15 protein-coding genes and 1 pseudogene are annotated in these 24363 nt (G+C 43.6%); 3 read left to right on the forward strand and 13 right to left on the reverse strand.

What is annotated here, in order from left to right:
- Positions 1 to 370 precede the first annotated feature (370 nt).
- Positions 371 to 706 (forward strand): annotated as a pseudogene (locus tag ACWJAO_RS10105) (DUF234 domain-containing protein); the annotation flags it as partial.
- Between the two features lie 75 nt (positions 707 to 781).
- Here ACWJAO_RS10105 and ACWJAO_RS10110 read toward each other — a convergent pair.
- The 6 genes from ACWJAO_RS10110 to ACWJAO_RS10135 all read right to left on the reverse strand — a co-directional run bounded on the left by ACWJAO_RS10110 (position 782) and on the right by ACWJAO_RS10135 (position 10260).
- Positions 782 to 2257 carry a hypothetical protein gene (locus tag ACWJAO_RS10110; protein ID WP_449140158.1) on the reverse strand — a complete coding sequence of 492 codons (1476 nt, stop codon included), beginning with the start codon at positions 2255 to 2257 and terminating at the stop codon, positions 782 to 784.
- Positions 2258 to 2267: 10 nt separating this feature from the next.
- Positions 2268 to 3485 carry a hypothetical protein gene (locus ACWJAO_RS10115; RefSeq protein ID WP_449140159.1) on the reverse strand — a complete coding sequence of 406 codons (1218 nt, stop codon included), beginning with the start codon at positions 3483 to 3485 and terminating at the stop codon, positions 2268 to 2270.
- 83 nt (positions 3486 to 3568) lie between these two features.
- Complete coding sequence (locus ACWJAO_RS10120) at positions 3569 to 5536, reverse strand: caspase family protein (RefSeq protein WP_449140160.1); 1968 nt, start codon at positions 5534 to 5536, stop codon at positions 3569 to 3571.
- An 8-nt stretch (positions 5537 to 5544) separates the two neighbouring features.
- On the reverse strand, positions 5545 to 6405 hold the full coding sequence (locus ACWJAO_RS10125) for a DUF4384 domain-containing protein (protein WP_449140161.1): 861 nt from the start codon (positions 6403 to 6405) through the stop codon (positions 5545 to 5547).
- A gap of 6 nt (positions 6406 to 6411) precedes the next feature.
- Entirely contained in the window at positions 6412 to 7086 is a 675-nt protein-coding gene (locus ACWJAO_RS10130; protein WP_449140162.1) for a hypothetical protein, read from the reverse strand.
- Positions 7087 to 7908: 822 nt separating this feature from the next.
- Positions 7909 to 10260, reverse strand: a complete 2352-nt coding sequence (locus tag ACWJAO_RS10135) for a beta-glucosidase (RefSeq protein ID WP_449140174.1) — start codon at positions 10258 to 10260, stop codon at positions 7909 to 7911.
- Between the two features lie 413 nt (positions 10261 to 10673).
- Between ACWJAO_RS10135 and rhuM the strand changes: the two genes are divergently transcribed.
- Positions 10674 to 11684, forward strand: coding sequence for a RhuM family protein (gene rhuM, locus ACWJAO_RS10140; RefSeq protein ID WP_449140163.1), 1011 nt, complete (start codon positions 10674 to 10676; stop codon positions 11682 to 11684).
- 259 nt (positions 11685 to 11943) lie between these two features.
- Here the strand turns inward: rhuM and trmB are convergent, their stop codons facing one another.
- The 7 genes from trmB to ACWJAO_RS10175 all read right to left on the reverse strand — a co-directional run bounded on the left by trmB (position 11944) and on the right by ACWJAO_RS10175 (position 20147).
- On the reverse strand, positions 11944 to 12714 hold the full coding sequence (gene trmB, locus ACWJAO_RS10145; RefSeq protein ID WP_022121261.1) for a tRNA (guanosine(46)-N7)-methyltransferase TrmB: 771 nt from the start codon (positions 12712 to 12714) through the stop codon (positions 11944 to 11946).
- Positions 12715 to 12810: 96 nt separating this feature from the next.
- Entirely contained in the window at positions 12811 to 13518 is a 708-nt protein-coding gene (locus tag ACWJAO_RS10150) for an ABC transporter ATP-binding protein (RefSeq protein ID WP_118190176.1), read from the reverse strand.
- A 120-nt stretch (positions 13519 to 13638) separates the two neighbouring features.
- Entirely contained in the window at positions 13639 to 15039 is a 1401-nt protein-coding gene (locus ACWJAO_RS10155; protein ID WP_449140164.1) for a DUF5687 family protein, read from the reverse strand.
- A 280-nt stretch (positions 15040 to 15319) separates the two neighbouring features.
- A complete protein-coding gene (locus tag ACWJAO_RS10160) occupies positions 15320 to 16282 on the reverse strand; it encodes a glycoside hydrolase family 43 protein (protein WP_449140165.1) in 963 nt (320 codons plus the stop codon).
- A 9-nt stretch (positions 16283 to 16291) separates the two neighbouring features.
- Positions 16292 to 17416 carry an endo-1,4-beta-xylanase gene (locus tag ACWJAO_RS10165; protein WP_449140166.1) on the reverse strand — a complete coding sequence of 375 codons (1125 nt, stop codon included), beginning with the start codon at positions 17414 to 17416 and terminating at the stop codon, positions 16292 to 16294.
- Between the two features lie 37 nt (positions 17417 to 17453).
- Entirely contained in the window at positions 17454 to 18887 is a 1434-nt protein-coding gene (locus ACWJAO_RS10170) for an MFS transporter (RefSeq protein WP_449140167.1), read from the reverse strand.
- Between the two features lie 54 nt (positions 18888 to 18941).
- Positions 18942 to 20147 carry an SGNH/GDSL hydrolase family protein gene (locus ACWJAO_RS10175; protein ID WP_449140168.1) on the reverse strand — a complete coding sequence of 402 codons (1206 nt, stop codon included), beginning with the start codon at positions 20145 to 20147 and terminating at the stop codon, positions 18942 to 18944.
- 251 nt (positions 20148 to 20398) lie between these two features.
- Here ACWJAO_RS10175 and ACWJAO_RS10180 point away from each other — a divergent pair, with 251 nt between their 5' ends.
- Positions 20399 to 24319 carry a hybrid sensor histidine kinase/response regulator transcription factor gene (locus ACWJAO_RS10180; protein ID WP_449140169.1) on the forward strand — a complete coding sequence of 1307 codons (3921 nt, stop codon included), beginning with the start codon at positions 20399 to 20401 and terminating at the stop codon, positions 24317 to 24319.
- The last annotated feature ends 44 nt before the right edge of the window (positions 24320 to 24363 follow it).

Genomic DNA, 24363 nt, shown 5'->3' on the forward strand with positions numbered 1-24363 from the left:
AATACCCCATTGGAAAAATATAGAGACTTACTTCCAGACCGATGGAAAAAGCAGTAACAGCACTTATTTAATCAGCTGTTACTGCTTTTTTTGAATTATGCAAGGTATAAACGCGGAGCCGCTTACACTTCTTGCGATTTTATTGATACTTCTATGAGACTTTTCTGTAAAATAAATCGAAAGTCTCATTTTTGTATATCGCAATGTATCAGATATTTAGAATGTTATTTTCTCTAGATAATGATACTATGATACTTTTTCTCGCAAAAAAAACTTTTTTCTGTACGATTGAAATTACCCTATATGCCCTAGAAAGGGCAGAAGTTCCTAGCCCGTTTCAACCGTACAGGATGAATTACTTTGTCGTGAATATGTTAGTGGAAATATTATAGATGGCACAGCCTACAATGTCGCATCTCGTTGGTGGGGTAAGATATTTCCACCAGAATATAAAGATGGTAAGATGGTTGAGTTGGATGTTGTGGCAGAGTCTATTGATAAGAAGCATATCTTAATAGGTGAATGTAAATGGACGCACGATGAGGCTGCCGACAGGCTCATGGATGTTTTGGAGCAGAAAGCTAAGTACTTGCCTTTTATTAAGAAAGGGCAGGAAGTTCATCTTGTGCTATTCTTAAAGGAGTCTCCAACTCATTGTGCTAAGGATATGCGAGTATTCCTGCCAAGGGATGTAATGAAGAATTAGTTGGTGTAGAAAATAGCCGATAGTGTGCGAAAACATGCTTAAAAACATCAACTTTCGCACACTATCGACTGTTTTTTACTCCAAAATAATGACATTTGCAGATTTATTATCCATATTAGGCATGGTCAAACCGACTGGTGCTCCAATGTAGGTTGGGTCACAAACCACAAACTTATTGCCATTCAGCAAGATGTAATCTCCTGTCACTTGCTGGTTGAAGCAAACGGCCGAGGCGAGATGACCGGGATAATATATCAAGATGCACTTTAAGCCGAACAAGTCACGAACTATACGAGTGAATAGAATAGCTCTATCCTCACAATCGCAATAGGGATAGAATAAAGTTTCTTCTGCAAAGAAAGCACGGTCATGCCCCCAGACTTTGTCGTCATATTCATATACGAATGCCGTTTGAACCCAGTTCAAAAGTTTATCGACGGCATCGTGCTCATTCAGACTGGCAACCTTTTCTTGAAGGATGGGGTATAGCTGTTTTTGCACTTCTTGCTCCATAGGTGTATTGGCATACATGGCCCATCTCGTCATGAAATTACCATTGACTTCCGATGTTGGATAAGTGTTATAGAAGTCGATGAGTTTTTTGTTGACTTGCACATTCAAGGTCATGTCCTTATATCTATCAGAAGATAGATTCCTTATCGGGGTAGATTGGTAAGTAAAGAGTTGACTTTGTGGTATATATAGCGAAAGGGATTGTTCTTTTGGAAAAGCAAAGTCGCATACTTCCATTTTTTGAGTATCATCGCTAAGAGAATAGTAGTTGATACCATCTATGAGGAAATATCCTTTATCGTAGATACCATGCTTGCTACCAAAAAGTAAATACAGTTTATTACCATTACGCCCTAATCTCATCTGGTATCCACTTTGACTATAGATATAAGCAGTAGTGAGTGTCGCCAAGTTCCCTTTGCCAAAGTGGTCTTTGGCAAAAGTATCTATTAAGTTGAGATACGCCCAATCACATAACTGCATTCTGATTCTTATCTCTAGGAAGTCTCGAATGGTATTGTCAAGTTGGTCGGTTGACAGTTTCTTCCATGCTTCTGCAATATGCTGATTATCACAGACGTCCAAGTCTATATAGATATCAGAGGGGAAGCGAACACTACAGTCCGTACCACAATATATAAATTGACATTTGTTTTCCGCTTGTTGTTCCTTTTCATAGATAGGGGTGATAGGCTTGGGTTGCGGAGCTTGTTCTATTGGTGAAACTATATCCTTGATGGTGATAGCCTTATTCTCCATCTTCTTCCCTTTATCTTTGTCTGGTTTTATTACAGGCGGAACAGTCTCATCTTTTGGGCGAGGAATAGCAGGAAGGACCTTGTACTCCTTCCAAGCTTCTTTTACAAACTCCGCATATTCTGCATTGCATTGAGCACGGAAGTCCTCATATTCTGCTTTTGCTTGCTTCTTGAATTGCTCGTATTGAGACAGGAAGTCGTTGGTTTGAGCAGAAGAAGTTATCGGAGCAAGAAGAACTGCTCCGATAAATAGAAGGGTATGTACGGATGCTATTTTCATTTGTAACTTTTTAATCAAATATCTTTGTAGTGATACTTTCAACACCCATATCTAAAATGGTTGCATTGATACTTTTGGCGAAGTTTCTAATATATTCATTAGGATGAGGCGAAACGACAAATGATGGCTTTGATTTGTCAAAGTTATTAAAAATCATATCATTTATTCCTTTGTCGTGACATCCGTAACCGATAACAACCAATTTTTCGGCATTGTGCAAATTGTGGCGAAACCTTTTGAACAAGTTTTTATAAAATGGCTCACTATAGCGTAGCATCTTACTTGTTGTTCCTGTTAAAAAATCAGCATGCAACTCGAATGGTGATAATTCATATTTCATTTTTCTTCCACAGGCTCGTAACAAGTCACCACTATTTATCGCATAAGGAATCTTTATGTATGTATTGAAAGGTTTAGGCTTGTTAGTATTCCGATGAAAAGGAACATAGTCTAAACTTCCATGTAATTTATATAGCCTAATTGGTTTATTATAACGTGCAGTATATCTTTCCAACCGTACTTTGAAATCTTTGTTTCCACATTTAAGGAGTCCATAGAAATCTGATCCATATTCATCAAAGCCATCAGAAACCATGTCGTTTAGATATTCTGTGTTGCGAAATGATTCAAAAAGCGTATCATGATTTAGCGTATGAACATTCACGATATTCTCCTTTCCCCATTGCTTTATGCAATTCAAAATTCCATCATAACCTTCTATGTAGTTAGTAAACGGTTCGTTTCCTATCCAACAGCCATATTTTCTTCTTTCAATAAGATATGCAACGATTTGGTTGAATACAGGTTTGATATTTACAAGAAAAGATCTATAATCATTATTTTCGTCAGTTAATCCTTGGCTACATTCAACATGCTTCATTTGAGAAGTCTCACCACGCAGGAAATCATAAAAGGCTTCATAATCAAAGTTCTTGCTATCTTCTTTGTAAGCTATAATTAATCTTTTGCACAAGATAAAAACTTTCTGCCAGTAGTCGCTTTTATCACCAATAGAGTTTTGTTTTGTCTGTTTAGGATAAATTGCTAATTGCCCTGATGATGAAAAACGAATATTTTCATTATCTATGTGTAACAATTTGTCAGCCAAAGCGTAAGCAGTTGGGTAGCCCATTGGAACAGAAAATCCAGCTCCTAATAGAAGAGAAATAGAATTTCTTTTGTCTAAAGGAATGTAATTTGTATTGCTATAACCTAAGTCTATACCCATAGTTGTATTTCGGTAAAAGCAAGATGGCTTCCACTAAAAGTGTGGTCACCATCTTGCGACGCGTTGAAAAAGTTAATCGTATTTTATTTTAATTTCCAATTTTCCCAGTTACCTGAGATTGTTTTTGCGGGAATCACAGTAGGCGTTTGTGGCTTACTATTGATAACAATTGACTGTTGGCTAACTTTTTCGGTAACGAAGTTGCCCAGTTGTTTTAATGTTACATCACCCTTTGTTTCTTTTAGTTCTTTCAAAAGATAATAGGTGAAAAGTCCATGACCTTCCTTTTTGTATGGATAAGCAGTCTCGTCACCTTGGGCAGCTGAGAATACTACGACGTTTCCTACAGGTATACCTCGATTTGCTTTCAAAGCAATACCACGTGCAGATGCCAGCATATCGCCTTCACGTTTTGCACCACTGAAGCAAGCGTCAAGGAATACTGTTACTGATTGTGAAGGTACGTTACCTAAATCAGCATATAATTTTTCCAAAGAATAGCCTGTACTGATATCACTACCATACCCATCTACAGGGAGTAAATAGGCATTCTTGGAAGCTTCGTCTGGAATTCCATGGCCAGCATAATAGAAGATAGCCTTCGCGTTTCCTTTTCTTGTTTCCAAGACTTTGCTCAACCATCCTATTTCATGTTTCATATCATTCAAAGTGGCATTAACAGCTAAATGTATATTCTCTTCTGGGAGACCAAGTACACTTTTGCAATATTCTGCAAAGATTTTTCCGTCATTTGCTGCAAAAGGAACACCAGCTTCCTTATTATAAGATTCATTGCCTATCACAACGGCAAAGACGTTGTCTGCCTTATTGCCTACAACAGGAATATTCTTATCTACATCTGAGGTGAGTGATGCAACTTGAATATCAAAGCTCTTTTCATTGTCAGCCTTTTCTTCGACTACAATTTTGTTTGCAGCCATATTTTGGTTGAGTTGCAGGTCAATGTGTTTGTCCATTGCATATTTCCCATACTTTTCCCGTACTTTTATATCCAAAGGAATAACATTACCTTGGAAGTCGTTTGAAACGATTAATTGATATACTACAGATTTTGAAGCACCACCATTGAGGTTTGTAAAACTTCTACGAGTACCAGCGTCATCCATGACAATAACTCCTTTGGGAGCAGAAAAGTCAACTGTTACATCTTCTGCATTGCCATGTTGTACATTTTGCAAGAGCAACTGCATGTCAAAAGGAACTTTCTTTTTCAAGGTACTACCACCGGCAGATGTAATAGCATAATCAACAATTTCTAACTTAGGAGCTACAAATTGCTTTGTAGCCACTGCAAGTTGGATAGGATCTGAACCTAAACCGTGAGGCTCATTGACTTGTATAACCAAGTCAACCTTTCCGTCTTTCAGGTCCAGACTTGAATTTATTGGGATAGAAATTTCTTTTGTTGCACCAGCAGAAAGAGGCTGCAAATTAACGGAGCTCAATGTTAACCCATTTACTACATCTGCACTTAGTATGCTAGCAACACAATTTTGAGCAGTTCCCTTTCCCTTGTTTGTTACTTTAAACTTGATATAACATTCTTCACCTGCATCAATTGCATTGTTTCCACTTGGATCAACGAATTTGACAGAATTTGAAGCGACTTCCAAAATGGGAGGGTTCTTTGGGTCAAAATCATCGATTACAACAGATTTAGATGTTGCAGGAACACCATTAGAACAAGCCAATACCATTTTTGCAGCTTCGTTCATGCCTAAGTCTGTAGCTTTTTGGAACCAACCTGAAGCTTCGTTTAAATTTTGGTGTACACCTTCTCCATAATAAAACATCCAACCTACATAGTAGGCTGCCGCAGCATAGCCGTTAGCTCCTGCTTTCTTAAACCAAGGTAACGCTTGGCTATAATCTGCCTTTACACCATTGGCACCATTAGCATAACTCCAGCCCATCAAATATTGTGAATAGGCATCTCCTGCATCCGCCTTACTGCGAATTTGGTCTATTGTTTGTGCCGTAACATTGAAGATGCACATAACCAATAGCATTAATACAAAAATCTTTTTCATTCAATTCTTTATTTTATAGTTATAACTTTTTTCTTTTCTTGTATGCTTGTATCTTTTGCCTTACATTTCCCCAACCATTTCTGGAACTCCTTCAGTGGCAGTTGTCTCGGAAGCCCAGCATCTCCATCCTCTGCAATAGCCTTTGCAAACATATTCGGAGAAAACACGATGTAGATGGTGTTTTGTTCCATAGAATGCTCACAAGTCATGGTGTATTCATCGACTTCGCTTGGATTCTCTTCTGCTTTTTGGCAAGAGAAAAACACATAAGGCTTGTCGTGAATGATCTTATATGCAGGCTCTCCAGAACTTTTGTATGGCAAGAGACAAAAGACTTGCTGCGTATTCTCATCCAACAGATAAACGGCAAGATAACCATTGATGGGTGACTTGAAATATAGGTATAGGTTATCCCCTTTTCTGAACTCATCACTTTCATATTTCTCTTCCGTGCCATTGCGCAAAAGCTTTGCCTCGAAGTCGATGGCTGCGTTCTTGATTTCACGAGCCTTGCCATCGATAGTTACTTTGATGGTTAGCATGTTGCTCTCATAAAATATGTCAAGCTTTGGATCACCAATCGTCTCTATCCATTCCCCTTTTACATCACTTCCACCTATCGACAAGAAATTAACAGATGATTTTCCATTTTCATTCTTCACAATGGTAGAGTTATTTTGAGAGACAAGAGTACCAAAGGCATCGGCAAGAGCTTGAATTTTGGCACGTTCGATGGCTGTACGCTTACCCTCTTCCAGCGAAACATTGTCTGGTACGTGGTAAATGTATTCTCCGTGAACCTTCTCTATCTTTTGAGCTGATATGGAGAGGAAGTTTAGGAGCATCAGTAGAATGAAAATATAGCGCAATCTCATTTACCAACCAAGCAATTTATCTAAGTCCTTGTGCAATTTATCGCCTTTCTTCTCTAAGTCTTCACGTACAATCTTTTTGGCAGCTTCTTTTGCCATATTGCTATTGTAAGCGATGCGGACGAGCACTTCCTTGTTTTTGTTGGAAAGTGTGCGATACACTTCCATCACTGGAATAGTCCTGCCTATGCTTTGAGAAATGAGATTTTTGCTTGCCATGATGCTTTGAGTAACAGATGCAGCTTGCTCTTGCGAGAGTTGTTTGTTGGCAACGGTGTTTTCCACCAATGCCGTTACTTCGGTCTGAATTTGTCCTGCAAGATTTTGCTTGGCAAGTTCCAAGGCTTGCATTTTGGCGGCATCATAGTTCTCACCAATGCTCATAGCTTCTCCCATGATGTACTTAGGAAACATGTTGTCATCGTATTCGTATGACATCATGTAAGCCTTGTCTAACTGCTTTTCGATAGGAAGTGTTCCTGGGGTAGTAGTCCACCCTACTTTGCTCAATTTCTTGGCTTCTTTTCTAGCAACTTTTGTAGCTTTTTGTGTCAACTCCGATTTTGAAGATTTCATGAGAACCGTTCGCTCTTTAGCTTGCTCCTTTGAGATTTGAGCAATAGAAGGTGTTGCCCACATTGTAAAGAATAGGACGCATAAAATACCAACTGCTTTCATTTCTTTATTGCTTAAATAAGCCAACGACTCCCTGATTGGCAGTTAATATTATGTTTCTTAGATATACAAAAAAAGGAAACGTGGAGCCAGTCTGCTGCTCGTTCCACGGTCTATAGGCCTTCGCATTGCCCCTATCTGTCGAAACGAGCAATGCTGAAAGCCCCACGTGAATGCGTATATAATCCACCCTCCCTACCAACGGACTATGATACGTCCGAAGCCAATGAGGGCTGTATATAATACACCCTGTGAGGCGTCCCCATTGCTTTGTTTCTTGACAGATAGTTGAAGTTGCGAAGTTCATAGACCGTCAAAACCAAAGCGTCAGTTACGCCTTTATTTATGTATATGTATCCCCACCTTAGCCCAATCGTGGGCTTTCAGCAAGGATTACGGTTGCAAAGATAATGATAATTTTTGAAAGTTGTATCAAAAAGAAGAGAAAATTACAATTATTTTCTCAGTTATATGCCAAAAAATGTATTTATCTGCCTCATTTTGGTGAAAAAAGAGGCAGATAAATCGGAAATGAGGCTGTAAAAAACTACTTTGTCACAATATTCCTAATGTTTTAGATTGCTTCTTCACATTTTTCCTACTGTTGAAGGGGACAATACCCAATGCACTTCTCACTTCTTCATAGATTTTACGGCACTTACTTTCCATCATCTTGTTTTTCACACCTACTACTATCGTATCATCCAAAGTTGGATATGATTGCCGTTGGCATAAAGAATAAAATGAAAGAAAAAACGCCTCTATCTCTTTTTCAGGGATAGAGGCGTTTCTATTTAATCTATTTCATTTTGCACAAACTACGAACTATTTCTGCTTCAGATAATTCAACTGAACCTTAGGAGCACAGGCATTGCTTGTCTTCTCGGTGTATTCAGACACCTTCAAAGTAGCAGTACCCTTGATGTTCTCTACATCACTACCTACCTTGAAGAGATAGTTACCTGCATCTACCTTCCACTGGCTGTTAGCCTCATCGAAGCTGGCAAGATCACGCTTCTCGAGTGTCATCTTCAAGGTCTGACTCTCACCTGGCTTCAGCTCTTTTGTCTTGCCGAAGGTCTTGAGTTCCTTGGCTGGCTTCTCGTAAGCACCCTTTGGAGCGGTGACATAAACCTCAGCAACTTCCTTGCCGGCAACCTTACCGGTGTTCTTGATGGTTACGCTTACCTCGATATTGTTGCCTTTAGCCTTGACAGATGGCTTGCCAAACTCGAAGGTTGTATAGCTCAAGCCATAACCGAAAGGATAAGCCACATTCTTCTTGAAGGTATCAAAGTAGCGATAACCTACGTAGATATCCTCCTCGTGATTGCTATAGTCGTAACCCTTGATGTTACCCTTGCTCCAATCCAGCAGATTCTTGTAGGTGTACATATCGTAATCCTTGGCGAAGTTGGCAGTAGAAGGATGATCGGTAGCAGCGATAGGCCAGGTCATGGTCAACTTACCCGATGGATTCACCTTACCGGTCAGGATATCAGCAACAGAGTTGCCGCCCTCGATACCTGGCTGCCAAGCTACGAGAATAGCATCCACACGGTCCCTCCAGCTGGCTGTCTCCATCACAGAACCAGAGTTGATGATGACAATCACCTTCTTGCCCTTGGCATGGAAAGCATCAGAAACACGGAAAATCATATCCTGCTCTATCTGACTGAGGTTGAACTCACCATTAATCTGGCGATCCATTCCCTCACCTGCCTGACGACCGATGGTGATGATGGCAGCGTCAGCCTTTGGTTCCTCGCCAGCTACACAACGCTCAGTAATCTCGATTTCATCGAGCTTAGGCTGACCCTGATCCAGGAACCACATCATCGGATTCTTGTCTGCCTTCAGCTTAGCCTTGGCATACTTTACATAATTCTGATAGATTTCTGTAAGCTGAGGAGTAGTTGCCACGCCGATGTTCTTCAAACCGGTAACCATATCCACAGAATAGCCTACATTAACGGCTCCACTACCGAGACCACCCGACATGAAGTCGTAAGAGTTGACACCAAAGAGCGCCACGGTCTTCAAGCCCTGGATAGGAAGAGCGGCATCATTCTTCAGGAGCACCATACCCTCGGTAGAACTCTGACGGGTGATGGCAGCATGAGCCTTCAAGTCTGGCTCACCACTATATTTATATCCTTTGAATCGAGGAGTCTTCACGATATATTCGAGCATACGGCGAACATTGCGGTCCACATCCTTGATATCCAACTTGCCATTCTTTACGGCATCAACAATATCCTGCACCTGTGCTGGATAACCCGGCATCATCAGGTCGTTGCCAGCCTCAACTTCCTGTTCCAGCGGAAGGTCGGCACGCTTACCAATCCAGTCGGTCTCTACGATTCCCTTATATCCCCAGTCGTTGCGGAGAATATCTGTCAAGAGTCCCTTGTTACCCTGGGCATAAACACCATTCACCTTATTATAAGCAGACATGATAGTCCAAGGATTGCTCTTGCGAACCATCATCTCGAAACCCTTCAGATACAACTCACGGAGAGCACGCTGGCTCAATCGCTCATCCACCTTGGTACGGTCAGTCTCCTGAGAGTTTACAGCAAAGTGCTTGGCACTTACACCCACACCCTGACTCTGTACACCCTGTACAAAGGCGGTTCCGATAAGACCCGTTACGATTGGGTCTTCTGAATAATACTCAAAGTTACGGCCGCAGAGCGGATTGCGATGCAGGTTCATACCAGGTCCGAGCACAACATCACAGCCATACTCCAAGGTTTCGTTACCGATAGCCTCACCCACCTTGCGCACCAGGTCGCTGTTCCAGGTAGAAGCCAGACAGGTTCCAATAGGGAAACCGGTAGCAAAGTAGCTACGGCTGTCACCTTCGCGATGAGCATCGATATGAACACCGGCAGGACCATCACACTGCACGGTAGTAGGAATACCGAGACGAGGGATAGCTACAGTTGTACCTGCAGCACCTGGCACGAACTTCTTCTGATGTCCGAGCATAGCGCCACTGCCCACGAATCCATCATTACCACCGCCCACTAAGACTTGGGCTTTCTCTTCCAAGGTCATCGCCTTGATTACTTCGTCGATGTTATTGGCATTCAGCTGAGGTGCTGACTGTGCCATCAATGTTGTTGCTACCGCTCCAGCCGCAATGGTAAGAGCCAATTTCTTGCAGTTCATCATTTTGTCGTTTATTTAGTTAGTTATTATTATTCTGTTCTGTTAGTCGTTTCATCAGGTTCATGCAGCCTCCAAGGTTACTGCATTTCTTCAAAAACTTGCTGCAAATTTAATAAAATAAGGTGGAAACACCAAGCATTTCCACCTTTTTTTCTTGAATTCAACAAGATTATTCCCGGATTTAACAAAAGGTATAGGAAGAACATAACATACTATACATATCCTTAACCTAAAACTATTCCTGATATTTAATCTGGAAGTAATCAAAAACAAAACATTCCTTCCATTTCAATCTTTCGCAAATTTCGTCAAAAAGAAGGAAAAATACTCGAAAACTTTGTAGGAATCAGATAATTATCGTATCTTTGCCAAATTATCCAAAAGTTGGGTACCAGAGTAAGGACATTTAAATAATGAAAGGTATGGAGCAGAGGAATTCTTCCATCGAAATCTATCGTTCCCCAGAGGGCAACATAGAGCTGAATGTAAAATTAGAGAATGATACCGTTTGGCTTACCCAAAGCCAAATGGCAGAGTTGTTTGGCCGTGACAGAACTGTGATTTCACGACATGTCAATAACTGTTTTAAAGAAGGTGAACTCGACAAATCCTTGGTATGTGCAAAATTTGCACATACCAAGAAATATGGTCGCCACGACGGCTTTGAACAGATTGTCGAAACGGAATATTATAACCTGGACGTCATTATCTCCGTAGGCTATCGTGTAAAGTCAATCAATGGTACTAGATTCCGTCAATGGGCTAATTCTATCTTGAAGCAATACATTATCAAGGGTTATGCCATCAACCAGAAGCGCCTAGACAATTACAACGAACTGAAAGAAGTGGTTCGTTTGATGTCACGTGCGATTACATTGCAAGATCAAGTGTCCGAGGGCGAATACAACGGACTGTTCAATGTCATCAGCGACTATGTTTATGCTCTGGATACTCTCGACAAATATGATTATCAGACATTGCTTATAGACAAGACGACTCAAGCCGAGCCGTTCCATGCCACCTACGAAAATGCAATGGAAGCCATCAATGCTTTGAAAGAAAAGTTTGGAGGCAGTAAATGGTTTGCCAATGAGAAGGATGATTCATTCAAGAGCAGCATAGGTCAGATTTACCAAACCTTCGGTGGTGAAGAACTCTACGCTTCGGTAGAAGAAAAAGCAGCCATGCTGCTCTACCTTGTCGTAAAGAACCATTCATTCAGCGATGGCAACAAGAGAATTGCAGCCATGCTTTTCCTCTGGTTTATGGAGAAGAATGGCATTCTGTATGCAGAAAATGGACATAAGAGGATTGCTGACAACACACTCGTAGCACTGACTCTGATGATTGCAGAAAGCAGAACTGAGGAAAAAGATGTAATGGTAAAAGTAGTCGTCAACTTGATTAACAAAGACAATCAATAGAATTGCCATTAAAAAGCCGCACAACAGCTGTTCTACGCATGCACAACAGCTGAAAGACAAGCGCACAACAGCTGATGTGCGACCGCATATCAACTGTTGTGCGCTTCGAGATACTTACTGTTCCAACAACTTCTATTGTATCACCGAACAACTTCAGTTACTTCTTTCAGATACTTATGACGCATTCTTCAAACGCCAATAACGCTTGAGGAAAGGCAATCAAAGCATTGCGGAAGTTTATTCAAAGCATTGCGGAAACTTACTTCGCTGTATCCTTTGAGCTTCGCTTATCACGGCGATAACTGCGATAATCATCCAGAGGAATCTCTATATCAGGTTCCACCAGCTCGCCCTCACGTGGCAAGGCGAACTTCTGATACTTGATGTTCAATCCACGCTCTATCCACATACTCTCATAATAAGTCTGGATAGAGAGAATCTTACGGGTTTCCTCATCGATACCCTCCTGATGATAGAGATCTTCGGTGCGGAAGAGCACAGGCAGATGGTTGCCATCCACCATATAAGTAGTATAGGTGAAGAGGAAGTTGGAGTCCGTCTTCAGATGGATGATACCGCCATCCACGAGGAAGTGGCGATAACGGTTCATGAAATAAGTAGATGTAAGACGCTTGCGAGGGTTCTTCATCTGCGGATCAGAGAAGGTGAGCCAGATTTCCTGCACCTCATCCTCGGCAAAGAAGCGGTCGATAATCTCGATGTTGGTACGGAGGAAAGCCACGTTCTTCTGTCCTTCCTCTATCGCTTTCTTGGCACCGGTCCACATACGTGCGCCCTTGATATCCACACCGATGAAGTTCATTTCAGGATAGAGCTTGGCAAGTTCCACGGTATATTCACCCTTGCCGCATCCCAACTCCAGCACGATAGGGTTATCATTGTGGAAATACATCTCACGCCACTTGCCCTTCATATCGAAAGGCACGTCATCTACTACACTATATGGATACTGGAACACGTTCTCGAAACGCTCCATATCCGCAAACTTTGCTAATTTTCCTTTGCTCATTGGTTCTTTTTTTCTTCGTTTGCGTGCAAAGGTAAGCATTTAACGATAATTATACAAATCATATCATGGAATTTGTATAATATTAACGGAAAAAGTTTATTCCGCCTGAATACCGAAGTACTCGTTGAGTTCAGCGATGGCAGCGCCATCAGCATTCGGAAGATCCTTCACCAGCTTGCCTTTCTCCAGCAGGAGGATGCGGGAGGAGATGTCGGCAACGAAGTTGAGGTTGTGGCTGGAGATGATGACCGTGGTGCCCTGCTCCTTGCAGATGCGCTGAATCATGTGGGCGATAGTCATCTGAGAAGATGGGTCGAGATAGTTGAAAGGTTCATCCAGGAGAAGAACCTTCGGATTGATGATCATCGCTCCGATAATACCAATCTTCTGTCGGTTGCCCTGAGAGAAATCACGGAGATACTTCTTGGTTCCCATGATTTCATCGTGCATAAAGCCCTCAAACTGAGCCAATCGCTCCTGCAGGGTTTCATCGTCAATGTGATAAACATCAGCGATGAAATCGAAGTATTCCTCAGGGGTGAGGAAGTCGATGAGGAATCTGCCGTCGATGTAACTGCCGGTATATTCCTTCCAGGTCTCACTCTCGTTCACCTTCTGTCCATTGCTTTCCACGAAACCATCATCAGCCTGAATCAGGTCGAGAATCAGACGGAGCAAGGTGGTCTTGCCCGCACCATTATTACCTACGAGTCCTATCAACTCGCCCTTTGCAACACCCAGATTATCAATATCGAGTACGGTATTGCCATTATATATCTTCTTGAGATTCTGAATCTTGATCATATTACTTTGAACTTTGAATTTTGAACATTGAACTTTATGATTACCTTGAGTTTTGAACTTTATGATTAGTAAAGCTATTGAATTCTTCACTCTTCGTTCTTCACTCTTCACTTAATTCTCCTAGCTTTCCATGAACTTCTCCATGCGCTTATACTTGTTCTTCTCGAAGATGGCAGCTATCTTGGCGATGAACCATTTGTGGATGGCGATGCTGAAGACTGCCAGCGTTACGCAGGTGATAAACCATGCCGTCTCACCGAAGAAATAATAGACAGCACAGACACCAGCCAGCGGGAAGAGAAAGGCGATGGCATAAAGATTAATCTTCAGATTTGCTCCCTGCATGCTGAACATGGAAGTCTGGAATATCTCCAGACGGGAAGAGAAGAGTGCCGTAGGCAGATTGAAGAGATTGATGAATACTGCCAGACAGAAACCGCTGATAAGCACCTGGATTCCGATTCCGACCTGCAAGAAAAGGAACGGAAGGGTAAGCAACAAAGCGACAGCACTCACCACCATATAATAATAGAAGCAATTCTGCAGCATCTGTTTAACCTTGACAGGCTTGGTCATCAAACCATGGAAGAAGTTTGCCTCGATGCCAAAGGTCCACTGCGACAACACCACCGATGGCAGCAGGATGGCACCAGCCACATAGAGGGTAGTCATAGCCACCTTGTCCCCCGTTTCCTGTCCCGCTTCTGCCGGGAGCAAGGCAAAGAGATAGGCATCGAAAAGGAAGATAGCAGTAATCATAATCACCATCGTACGGACACGTTTTGCTCTCAATGTGCCGATATATTGCAGACTGAAGAGGTTGATATGGCTGAAACCACGGAACCTGGAAACCTTCTGTTTCTGCTCGTTATAAATCTTTTCGTGATAGAGATAGACGGTAAGTCCGGCGAATACCGCTCCGGCAAGGAAGAAGAGACCTATCCATCCCATCCATACCGGGAAGAAGGAAGCCACAAACATATACCCTATCAGCACGGCAAACATTCCCATCCATCCCAGTATCAAAGGCCATTTCAGAATCCACTCTGTTGACTTGCGGTAGCAGGTGATGTAGATGCCGTCAATATAAGAAAACGCCAGGAACAGAAAGAAGCTGGCAATAACCTGACCTACAGGCAGGAAATAGATAAATACCGGAAGCATAAGCACCGGAAGCACATAGTTCCAGAAGCTCACGAGATTGGTAGTGAGCAGGAACTTGTTCCAGATCTTCTCTGGCACAGGGCGCGACTTCACATAATCATCCATTGCTGTAATATCCCGCTTCATCACCATCTTCATGATGATGTCTGGAATCAGCATACCGACAACGATACCGGCTCCCAACAGGGCAGGCATGTCTTCGCCCCCAAGTTCTCCCCCATTCTCGGTGAAGCTGAGAAAGAAGCTCACGCCCATCACCACATACAGGAAGATGATATAGCACGCCACGAAGGCATCTCGCTTGTGGAAGTTACGGCGCTGCTGCAACCACCAAAGCCTTAAAAGTAATCTCAACATAAATTATTCTTTTTATGGTTTACGGGCACAAAGGTAAACAAAAATATCCGAAATCTTCTACAAAATGATAGAAATAACTTAAAAATAACATTAGATAAAAAGCAAAAGAAAACAGGAAGAGAAGAAAAGAAAGAAAAGGCATATATGTAAAAACGGCATCTCCTCACGAAGATGCCGTTCCTTCTAAACTAACATTAACTTTATATATCAACTATTCATCAAAACTATTATAAATCTAAAAGTCAACTAAAACGTATGTCATCTATAACTTATAATACTTTTATTCAGGCTGAACCGGCAAGATGTTATCATCCTCATCATAGAAGAGAGGAGCCACCTTTACGCTGCGAAGCCAGGTTGTATCATTTGATGGCACACAGTCGTGATGGAAGAGATACCACTGTCCCTTGTACTCACAGATGCTATGATGGGTTGTCCAACCTACTACCGGTTCCAGGATGACGCCCTTGTAAGTGAACGGACCATAAGGATTATCACCTACAGCATAGCAGAGATAATGAGTATCACCGGTAGAGTAGCTGAAGTAATACTTGCCCTTATACTTATGCATCCAGCTGGCCTCGAAGAAGCGATGTGGATCATCAGCTGGCAATATATTACCCTTTTCGTCAACGATGACAACAGGCTTTGGCATTTCTGCAAACTGCTGCACATCATCCGTCATCATGGCTACACGAGATGGTAACGGATTCTCCTTGCCCTCTGGAAGATGCTCATCCTTCAGTGCCTTGTTGTCCTTGTACCACTGAAGCTGACCGCCCCAGATACCACCGAAGTAGCAGTAAATCTTGCCATCATCATCCTTGAACACGCAAGGGTCGATACTGTATGACTTGCGGATAGGGTCGGCATTCGGAATGAAAGGACCTTCTGGCTTATCAGCCACAGCCACACCGAGATGGAACACGCCATTATAATCCTTGGCAGAGAAGATAAGATAGTACTTACCATCCTTCTCTACAACATCGTTGTCCCACATCTGCTTCTCAGCCCATGGCACATCCTTCACATCGAGAATCACACCATGATCGGTTACCTCACCTTCCATCACATCGTCCATAGAGAGAACATGATAGTCTTTCATCTGGAAGTGACCGCCATCATCGTCGAAGCTTTCGCCGCTATCCCAGTCATGAGATGGGTAAACATACAGGCGACCGTTAAACACATTGGCAGATGGATCTGCCATATAATCCTTTGGGAACAAATATCTTGCTTTCATTGTTATTTATTATTTAAAGAGTTTTACGATTTCCTTCACCACTGGCTTCACCTCGTTGTTGCGGTCGATGAGCAGTGGATAGTTGGTTCTGCCGGGGATAGGCCAGCCATTCAACCAAGAGTGACCATCGTTGACACCCCAGAAGGTAACACGACTGATGACATCCTTGTGACGCTCTACAATCTTAAAGAGATCGAGATAACGCTGGTTGAAGAGTTTCTGCGCCTTCTTGTCAAGTCCCTTCACGTATGGATTGTACTTCTTCTGAAGTTCAAACTTCTGGCTGATTTCCGCTCCGCCGAATCCTTGCGGATTAGGAAGCATGTTCATATCCAGCTCTGTGAGCATCACCTTCACGCCCTCACCAGCAAAAGCCTCGATGCTCTTCTCATACTCAGCATAGTCAGGATAATTGAAACCATTGTGGCTCTGCATACCTACTGCATCGATACGGAGACCCTTAGCCTTCAAATCGCGAACCAGTTTACAGATAGCCTCTCGCTTGGCTGGCTTCGAAGTAGAATAATCATTGTAGTAGAGTTCTACGTTAGGGTCAGCCTCATGCGCAAAGCGGAAAGCCAGTTCGATGAACTCCGGACCGATAATCTTATAATATAGAGACTTGCGGTAAGAGCCATCATCCTCGAAAGCCTCGTTCACAACGTCCCAACCCTTTACTCTACCTTTATAATGAGTAACCACATTCATAATATGGTTATACATTCTGCCGATAAGCACTTCACGGCTTACCAGATTACCCTTATCATCGGTAAACATCCACTTAGGTGGCTGAGAATGCCAAACCAGACAATGCCCGATCAAGGTCTTGCCGTTCTTCTCTGCCCAGTCAGCGAGTTTATCGCCATCAGTGAAATCAAAGCGATTCACCTCCGGATGATTTTCCTCGCCCTTCATACAGTTCTCGGCAACTACCTGGTTAAACTGTTTCTTCACTACTTCCTCACCTGCAGGGTCTTGTCCATTAGGCAAATCGGTATTAACGGCAGCACCTACCAGGAAGTACTTACCCATAGTTTCCTGGAATGTTGGGATTTGAGCTGCTGAGTTCGCTTTTTGAGCGAAAGCTGTTGAAGCAAGCATCAGCCCCAGTGCCAGAGTTGTGATCTTTTTCATATCTTATATCTATTTTTCTCGTTAATAATTATAGTCTCTAGTTTTCTTCCTTGTGTCGGGCCTCAATCTTCTTGTTGATGTCGTCGATGACCTCATCGGTCAACTCATATTTAGAGATGATGAACATCGCCAAGCCCAGCAAGATGGCAGGAATCACGCATACCAGCCAGCGGATACCCTCCTGTGCCATGGAAGTCTGCTGCTCCAAATCGTTCATGAAGTAAGCACCGGCAGCATTACCTACCGACATCATGGCGAAGGCGGTGATAAAGAAGAGCGCCACAATACGGAGCGGACGGTTGTGGAAGAATTCTGTCCACAGGTCGCTCACCTTAACATTCTTGGTTTCCTTCTCATCCATTACCACACGCTCCTTGGTTTGGGTAAAGCAGAATACCAGAAGGGCGAAACCTACCAGGGCAAAAATCAGCATGGCAACAAACCAGGCATTACTGTCGGTAGGAAGTGAGTTGCTCTCCTGAGCTGCAGCTGCCTGATAACCGGTCCATGCAAGAACGGCACCAGGTACCACACCACCCAGAGCCATACCTGCCTTATAGAAGATACCGGTCAAGGCATTGACGATACCGGCAATACGCTTGCCGCTGGTATATTCTGCAAAAGAGATAACCTCCGGAATCAGAGCCCACATATATCCTGTAGCCACGATAACACCTGTTGACTTGATGAACTGTGCAATATAAACCAGCGTGATATGTTCCTTTACAGGTCCCATCTTGCTGATGATATAAAGCATCGCCATACCCACGATAGCCACGGTGAGGAAGATGTAGAACATATTCTTCTTGCCCACCTTTTTCTTGATAGCTGGCACCAGTGGCATAAAGATGAAGGATGGCAAAGAGCCCAAACCCATGAAGAGCGCCATCTCGATAGGAAGATCCTTGGCTGCAGCGAGCATCGCTACCAGGATAGGAACACCTGCCGATACGCAGAGTCCACCCACATTTGCCATGAACATACGTACAGAGGTGAGAATGGTTATCTCGTCTGTATCGCGAGTCAGCGAAGAGTTCAAGGCTCCGTAAGGCACATTAATCAATGTATAGAGCATAGACAAGCCTACGTATGTTACATAAGCATAGATGAGTTTGATGGTTTCTGTCTGTCCTTCCATACCATTCCAAAAACAGAGGATGGCAAGTACGGTGAGTGGTAAGCCCGCCAAAACGAGATAAGAACGATACTTACCCCAACGAGGATTATGCTTATCTACATAAGTTCCCACCAATGGGTCCCAGAGTACATCGACCAGGCGAACCACCAGGAACATGGTGGCAGCCACACCCGGATTGAGTCCGTAGATATCAGTGTAGAAAAATAACAGATACATGCAGATGGTCTGGTAGATGAGGTTTTGCGCCAAGTCTCCAGATCCGAATCCGATGCGTTGTAGCCAATTCAGTTTGTAGAATCCCTTAGATTCCTGTGTTACAGTTGTCTGTTCCATATTTATCCAATCATTAAGATTACACCTTATTATATATAGGTGCATTTATAACATTTACTTCAATTTCTCTGCAGCAAACTTACCCATTGCCTCATATCCCTTAGGATTAAGATGCAACCAGTCGTCAGAATACTCAGCCTTCAGACGCTGAGGGTCTTTCGGATCGCGGGTCAATTCATCGAAATCGATAACCTCATCAAAGGCACCGCTCGTTCTGATCCATTCATTCACGGTCTGTCGCATCGCTTCATGCCAGTAAGAATACCATCCGTTTCCCTTGGTTGGGGTGATAGTTCCACCATATACCTTAATTCCCTTTGCCTTGGCTTTTGCTATCAGCACCTTGTAGCAGGCAATCAGGGTATCTGTCACATGCTCATAATTTCTGCCGCAGCAGCCGATGTCGTTGGTTCCCTCGAAGATGATAAGCTTATCCACACCTGCCTGTCCCAGAATGTCACGGTCGAAACGCTTCATTGCCGGTTCGCTCAATCCGCCTTGCACCACGCAGTTGCCGCCGATACCGAGATTCAACACGCCGTATGGTTTCTCTGCATTCAGGGCATCCGAGAGGAAATCAGTCCATCGGTTCTGATGATTAGTGGTACTACCACGACCATCGGTGATAGAGTTTCCGAGGACAGCCACCACAGGAGTAGCCTTATCGGTCTTCACATCAATGGCTGAAAGATTGTACCAGTGGTCAGCCTTTTCCTGCTTATCGAAAGCTGCATCCGTTGGTTTCACCGCCTTATCCTTCACATTACTTACGATATAAGATGTGGTACGTGAACCACGATGAGATGTTGCATTCACTGGAGTCTGCTTGCCATAATCAATGGTAATCGTGAGGCGCTGTCCACTCTTCAGGGCATACTTCAAATCATCAGAGAAGATAGCCTTGCCCGGAGCGATGGTTACATTCTTCTTGCCATTAAACTTGAGATACTTCACGGTCTTACCATTCACAAACCAGTTGCAGTCCTTATCGGTATCTGCAATATACACCGATTTGATTTCTACCGGTTCCTTACTCTGCTCATTGCTGAGCTTCACTCTGAGTTCCTCTCCGCCAAAAGATACATGAACTACCTGTCGACAAGAGCGGTTGCTCAAGCTTTCCTTAGGCATATCTCCTTTACCAGTCCATTCCACTGCAGTAGCCCAAGAGCCTTTCCATACCTTCTGGGCAAAAGCTACAGAACTTGACGCAGCCAACACAAGCGCCAGCGATAAGATTTTGATTGCTTGTTTATTCATTGTTATTATGATGCTTTTAATGTTTCTATTGTTGTTGACGATGCAAATTTACAAATAAGTAATGAAATAACAGGTATTTAATAGTTACCATTACTTTTCTATTTGTTTCATACTCGCAAAAAGGGCACAAAAAGATAAAGAAACAAAAAGAAACGAAACATTTTGTTGCATTAGAATTTGTTTCTTTCATTGTTTTTTGTTACTTTTGCAGCCGTAACAACCTAATTTAAACAAGAAAACGGACAGAAAATATGAAGCATATCAGACATTGCCTCACGGCACTCTTCGCTATCGCCATCTCGCTCATGGTATGGGCAGACAGTGGTGAACTCTTCACTTCAGGCAAGCTATCCAGTTCACTCATCAACTGCATAGTGCAGGATAAATACGGATATATCTGGGTGGGCACGGAATACGGACTCAGTAAGTTCGACGGCTACCGCTTTACCAACTATCTGCACAACGAAGAAGACACAACTTCCATCACCGACAATATTATTTCCGACCTGCTGGTAGATAAGAAAGGTAACCTATGGATAGGTTGTGCCAAGGGACTGATGCGCTATAATTATGAGACGAACGACTTCACTCGCCTCAATTTTCCTGATGGAAGAAAGCCACGTATCTATTCAATGGTAGAAAGTCACAATGGCGAGATCCTGCTAGGTACAGCAGGCTATGGTCTCTATTCTGTAAAAGACCAAAATACCCAGAAAGGAACCGATAATTTTTTCACTATCAGACAGGAAAGGCAATACGCAGAGCGCGATTCTGATGTATTCTTTACCCATATCTACGAAGATAAGCATCATTATCTATGGCAGAGCAGTCACCTCTCCACCTTTACCCGTTTCATCAAGAAACAAGACAAGGTGCAGCGCAAAGACTTCAAATCGCCATGCGGAGCACCTGTGGCTTTCATCCAGCATCGCCCGCAGGCCATGCTCATCGTCTGCATGTACGGCATCGTCTATTATGATTACCGGACAGGCCGCATCGCTGATGCCGGCTACGACTTTGGCGGTTATCAGAATAATGTAACCATCAACAATGCTACCTTCGACCACGAAGGCAACCTCTATATCAGTACCTCTGAGCATGGTGTTCTCATGATCAGGAAGGGAAGCAACAGGTTAGAACAGTTGGAGAATAGCAACAGCAGTTTCAATCTGGCTACCGCCTTCGTCAACGATATCATCGAAGATAAGGACAACAATCTCTGGATTGGCTGTTACAAGAAAGGTCTGTATCTGATCAACCAGCGCCAGCAGGCTTTCAACAGTTGGAGTTTTTCGGCACAGAACTACATCATCGGCAGCAGCGTTTCATCTATTGCACAAGGCGAGAAGGGTGAAACATGGTGTACGGTACAGAACAGTGGTGTATTCTGTTTTGATGCTTCAGGCAAGATTATCGCCCACCCTCAGTCACCCGCCGGCACTTGCATCATCTATAAAGACCGACGTGGCGATTACTGGATCAGCAATGGCAGCGCACTCTACAGCTACAACCCTCATACAGGTACATACCAGCAGAAACTCGCCTTTACCAGCGCCGGCATTTACTGTATGACCGACGATGCACAGGGCAACCTTTACATTTCTGTATACAGCAAAGGCCTATATATATATAATGTGGGAAGCGGCAAGGTTACCGTTCTGAACATGCAGCAAAGAGGCAACAGAGGATTCCTCTGCAACGACTGGGTGCGCAGCATGGCACTCGACCACACAGGTCATTTATGGATAGGAACCTCTAATGGTGTTTCCTGCCTCAATACCAGAACACTCAGTTTCAAGGATTTCGGATGGCACAACATTCTGAAAGACAGACAGGCGAATGGTATCTGCGAAAGTAAGAACGGCGATATAATCATCGGCACCGAAGAAGGGCTCTATCTGTTTGACAGAAAGAACAACAAGACGATGAACTTTCCTCATGCCGAAGCGTTGAAAGGCAAGCAGGTTTGCAGTATCATCAAAGACCGGAAGGGTGACTTGTGGATAAGTACAACCATGGGCATCTGGCAGTATGAACAGAAGAACAGACAGTTTATCGGCCACATCAACGGCAACGGACTTACTACCCGTGAGTACGTGCTGGGCTCTTCCATGCATACCGCCAACGACCTTATCGCCTTCGGAACCAGTGATGGTATCACAACCTTCTATCCTGACGTTGTCAGGGCCAAGAAGATGGAACTGGGAGATGTACATCTCACTAACTTCATCATCGACGGAAAGCCAATCAACTGTATGGCAAAAGACTTCAGCATTCCTTACTCCCAGAATTCATTCACTCTGGAGTTCTCGCTGCTCAACTACAGAAACACCGATAATATCAGTTTCCAATACCGCATCAACGACGGTAAATGGAACAGCACCAATGAAGGAGCCAACGCCGTAGCATTCAACAAGTTGAAACCGGGCGACTATACGCTGGAAGTAAGAGCAACCAGCAATGGCAGATATTCCAAGAATCCTACCGTAATTAACATCAAGGTATGCGACCCTTGGTATGCATCACCCGAGGCATATCTCCTCTATATTCTGATCATAGCAAGCATCATCCTGTATGTCATCTACACATACGAGCGCCGCCGCAAGGCAGACCTGGAAGAAACAAAGATGCAGTTCCTCATCAATGCCACCCACGACATCCGCTCGCCGCTGACATTGATCATGGGACCGCTCAACAAACTGAAAGCAAGATTAACAGATGCCGAAAGCAAACAGGATATCGATACCATCGACCGCAATGCTCAGCGTCTCTTGCTCCTGGTAAACCAGATACTTGATGAGCGAAAGATAGACAAGAACCAGATGCATCTCCACTGCCAGGAAACTCCGCTCAAGGAATTCCTGCATGGCATCGTTTCGCTCTACCGTTTCAATGCACAGGAGCGCAACATCACTCTCTCGCTCAAAGAAGACGAAAGCCTCAGCAGCGATAAAGGCAAACTGAAAGTTTGGATAGACCGCATCAACTTCGACAAGGTTATCTCCAACCTGCTCTCCAACGCCATGAAGTATACCTTTGATGGCGGCGAGATTACTATTATCATAGGTAAAGACGAAAAAAATGCCATCATCAAGGTAGAAGATACAGGCATCGGACTGAAAGAAGAGAAGACAGACCGACTCTTCGAACGTTTCTATCAGGGAAACAACAGCAGCGGTCTCCATATCGAAGGAACCGGTATCGGACTCAACCTCTGTAAGGCGTTTGTAGAAATGCACGGAGGCAAGATCAAGGCCTACAACCGTACCGACGGCATCAAGGGTTCCTGCTTCGAAGTAAGCATTCCGCTGGGCAACAGCCATCTGCAGCCAGGCGAGATACTGGAAGAAGAAGACAAGAAAGAGCAGGAGATTACCAAAAAGAAAGTACAGGCCAACCGCAACTTCAATATCCTGATAGTTGACGATGACAGCGAGATTGCCCAATACATCAAGACCGAACTGAGCGACTGGTACCGCTTTGAGCATGCCTGCAACGGCAAGGAGGGTTTGAAGATGCTGCTCACCGGCAAGTACGACCTCGTGATAAGCGATGTGATGATGCCGGAGATGGATGGAATCACGATGCTCAAGAACATCAAGAGTAACAGCAACATCAGCGATATTCCTGTCATCCTGCTCACCTCGAAGAGCGAGGTGGAACACCGGTTGGAGGGACTTCGCAGAGGAGCTGATGCTTTCCTGGCAAAGCCTTTCGCCATGGAAGAGCTGCATATCCTTATCGACAACCTGGTGGATAATGTGCGACGCATCCGCGGCAAATACAGCGGAGCACAAGGTCAGAAGGCGAAGATTGAGCAGATTCAGGTAAAAGGCAATAACGATGCCCTGATGGAACGCGTGATGAAATATATCAATGCCCACCTTGCCGATCCCGACCTCAATGTTGAGAAACTTACCGAGGAGGTAGGTATCAGCCGTGCACAGCTCCACCGTAAGCTGAAGGAGATTGCTGGTGTTTCTGCCGGAGAATTTATACGTAACCTCCGACTGGAACAGGCGGCACGACTCATCGAAGAGGGGCAGATTAATATCACGCAGGTAGCCTACTCTGTAGGTTTCAACAACCAGACCCATTTCTCTACCGTGTTCAAAAAACACTATGGCATGTCGCCTAGCGAGTATGCTGAAACAAAGAGAAATGAGAAATAAACAATAAATAGAAGAGAATAAGGTATTTTTTCGTATCTTTGCAG

Source organism: Segatella sp., from assembly GCF_977051555.1.

What these genes read in the sequence shown, in the direction of transcription:
- ACWJAO_RS10110 (WP_449140158.1), bottom strand. Translation starts at nt 2,257, where the DNA reads ATGAAAATAGCATCCGTACATACCCTTCTATTTATCGGAGCAGTTCTT.
- ACWJAO_RS10115 (WP_449140159.1), bottom strand. Translation starts at nt 3,485, where the DNA reads ATGGGTATAGACTTAGGTTATAGCAATACAAATTACATTCCTTTAGAC.
- ACWJAO_RS10120 (WP_449140160.1), bottom strand. Translation starts at nt 5,536, where the DNA reads ATGAAAAAGATTTTTGTATTAATGCTATTGGTTATGTGCATCTTCAAT.
- ACWJAO_RS10130 (WP_449140162.1), bottom strand. Translation starts at nt 7,086, where the DNA reads ATGAAAGCAGTTGGTATTTTATGCGTCCTATTCTTTACAATGTGGGCA.
- ACWJAO_RS10135 (WP_449140174.1), bottom strand. Translation starts at nt 10,260, where the DNA reads ATGAACTGCAAGAAATTGGCTCTTACCATTGCGGCTGGAGCGGTAGCA.
- rhuM (WP_449140163.1), top strand. Translation starts at nt 10,674, where the DNA reads ATGAAAGGTATGGAGCAGAGGAATTCTTCCATCGAAATCTATCGTTCC.
- trmB (WP_022121261.1), bottom strand. Translation starts at nt 12,714, where the DNA reads ATGAGCAAAGGAAAATTAGCAAAGTTTGCGGATATGGAGCGTTTCGAG.
- ACWJAO_RS10150 (WP_118190176.1), bottom strand. Translation starts at nt 13,518, where the DNA reads ATGATCAAGATTCAGAATCTCAAGAAGATATATAATGGCAATACCGTA.
- ACWJAO_RS10155 (WP_449140164.1), bottom strand. Translation starts at nt 15,039, where the DNA reads ATGTTGAGATTACTTTTAAGGCTTTGGTGGTTGCAGCAGCGCCGTAAC.
- ACWJAO_RS10160 (WP_449140165.1), bottom strand. Translation starts at nt 16,282, where the DNA reads ATGAAAGCAAGATATTTGTTCCCAAAGGATTATATGGCAGATCCATCT.
- ACWJAO_RS10165 (WP_449140166.1), bottom strand. Translation starts at nt 17,416, where the DNA reads ATGAAAAAGATCACAACTCTGGCACTGGGGCTGATGCTTGCTTCAACA.
- ACWJAO_RS10170 (WP_449140167.1), bottom strand. Translation starts at nt 18,887, where the DNA reads ATGGAACAGACAACTGTAACACAGGAATCTAAGGGATTCTACAAACTG.
- ACWJAO_RS10175 (WP_449140168.1), bottom strand. Translation starts at nt 20,147, where the DNA reads ATGAATAAACAAGCAATCAAAATCTTATCGCTGGCGCTTGTGTTGGCT.
- ACWJAO_RS10180 (WP_449140169.1), top strand. Translation starts at nt 20,399, where the DNA reads ATGAAGCATATCAGACATTGCCTCACGGCACTCTTCGCTATCGCCATC.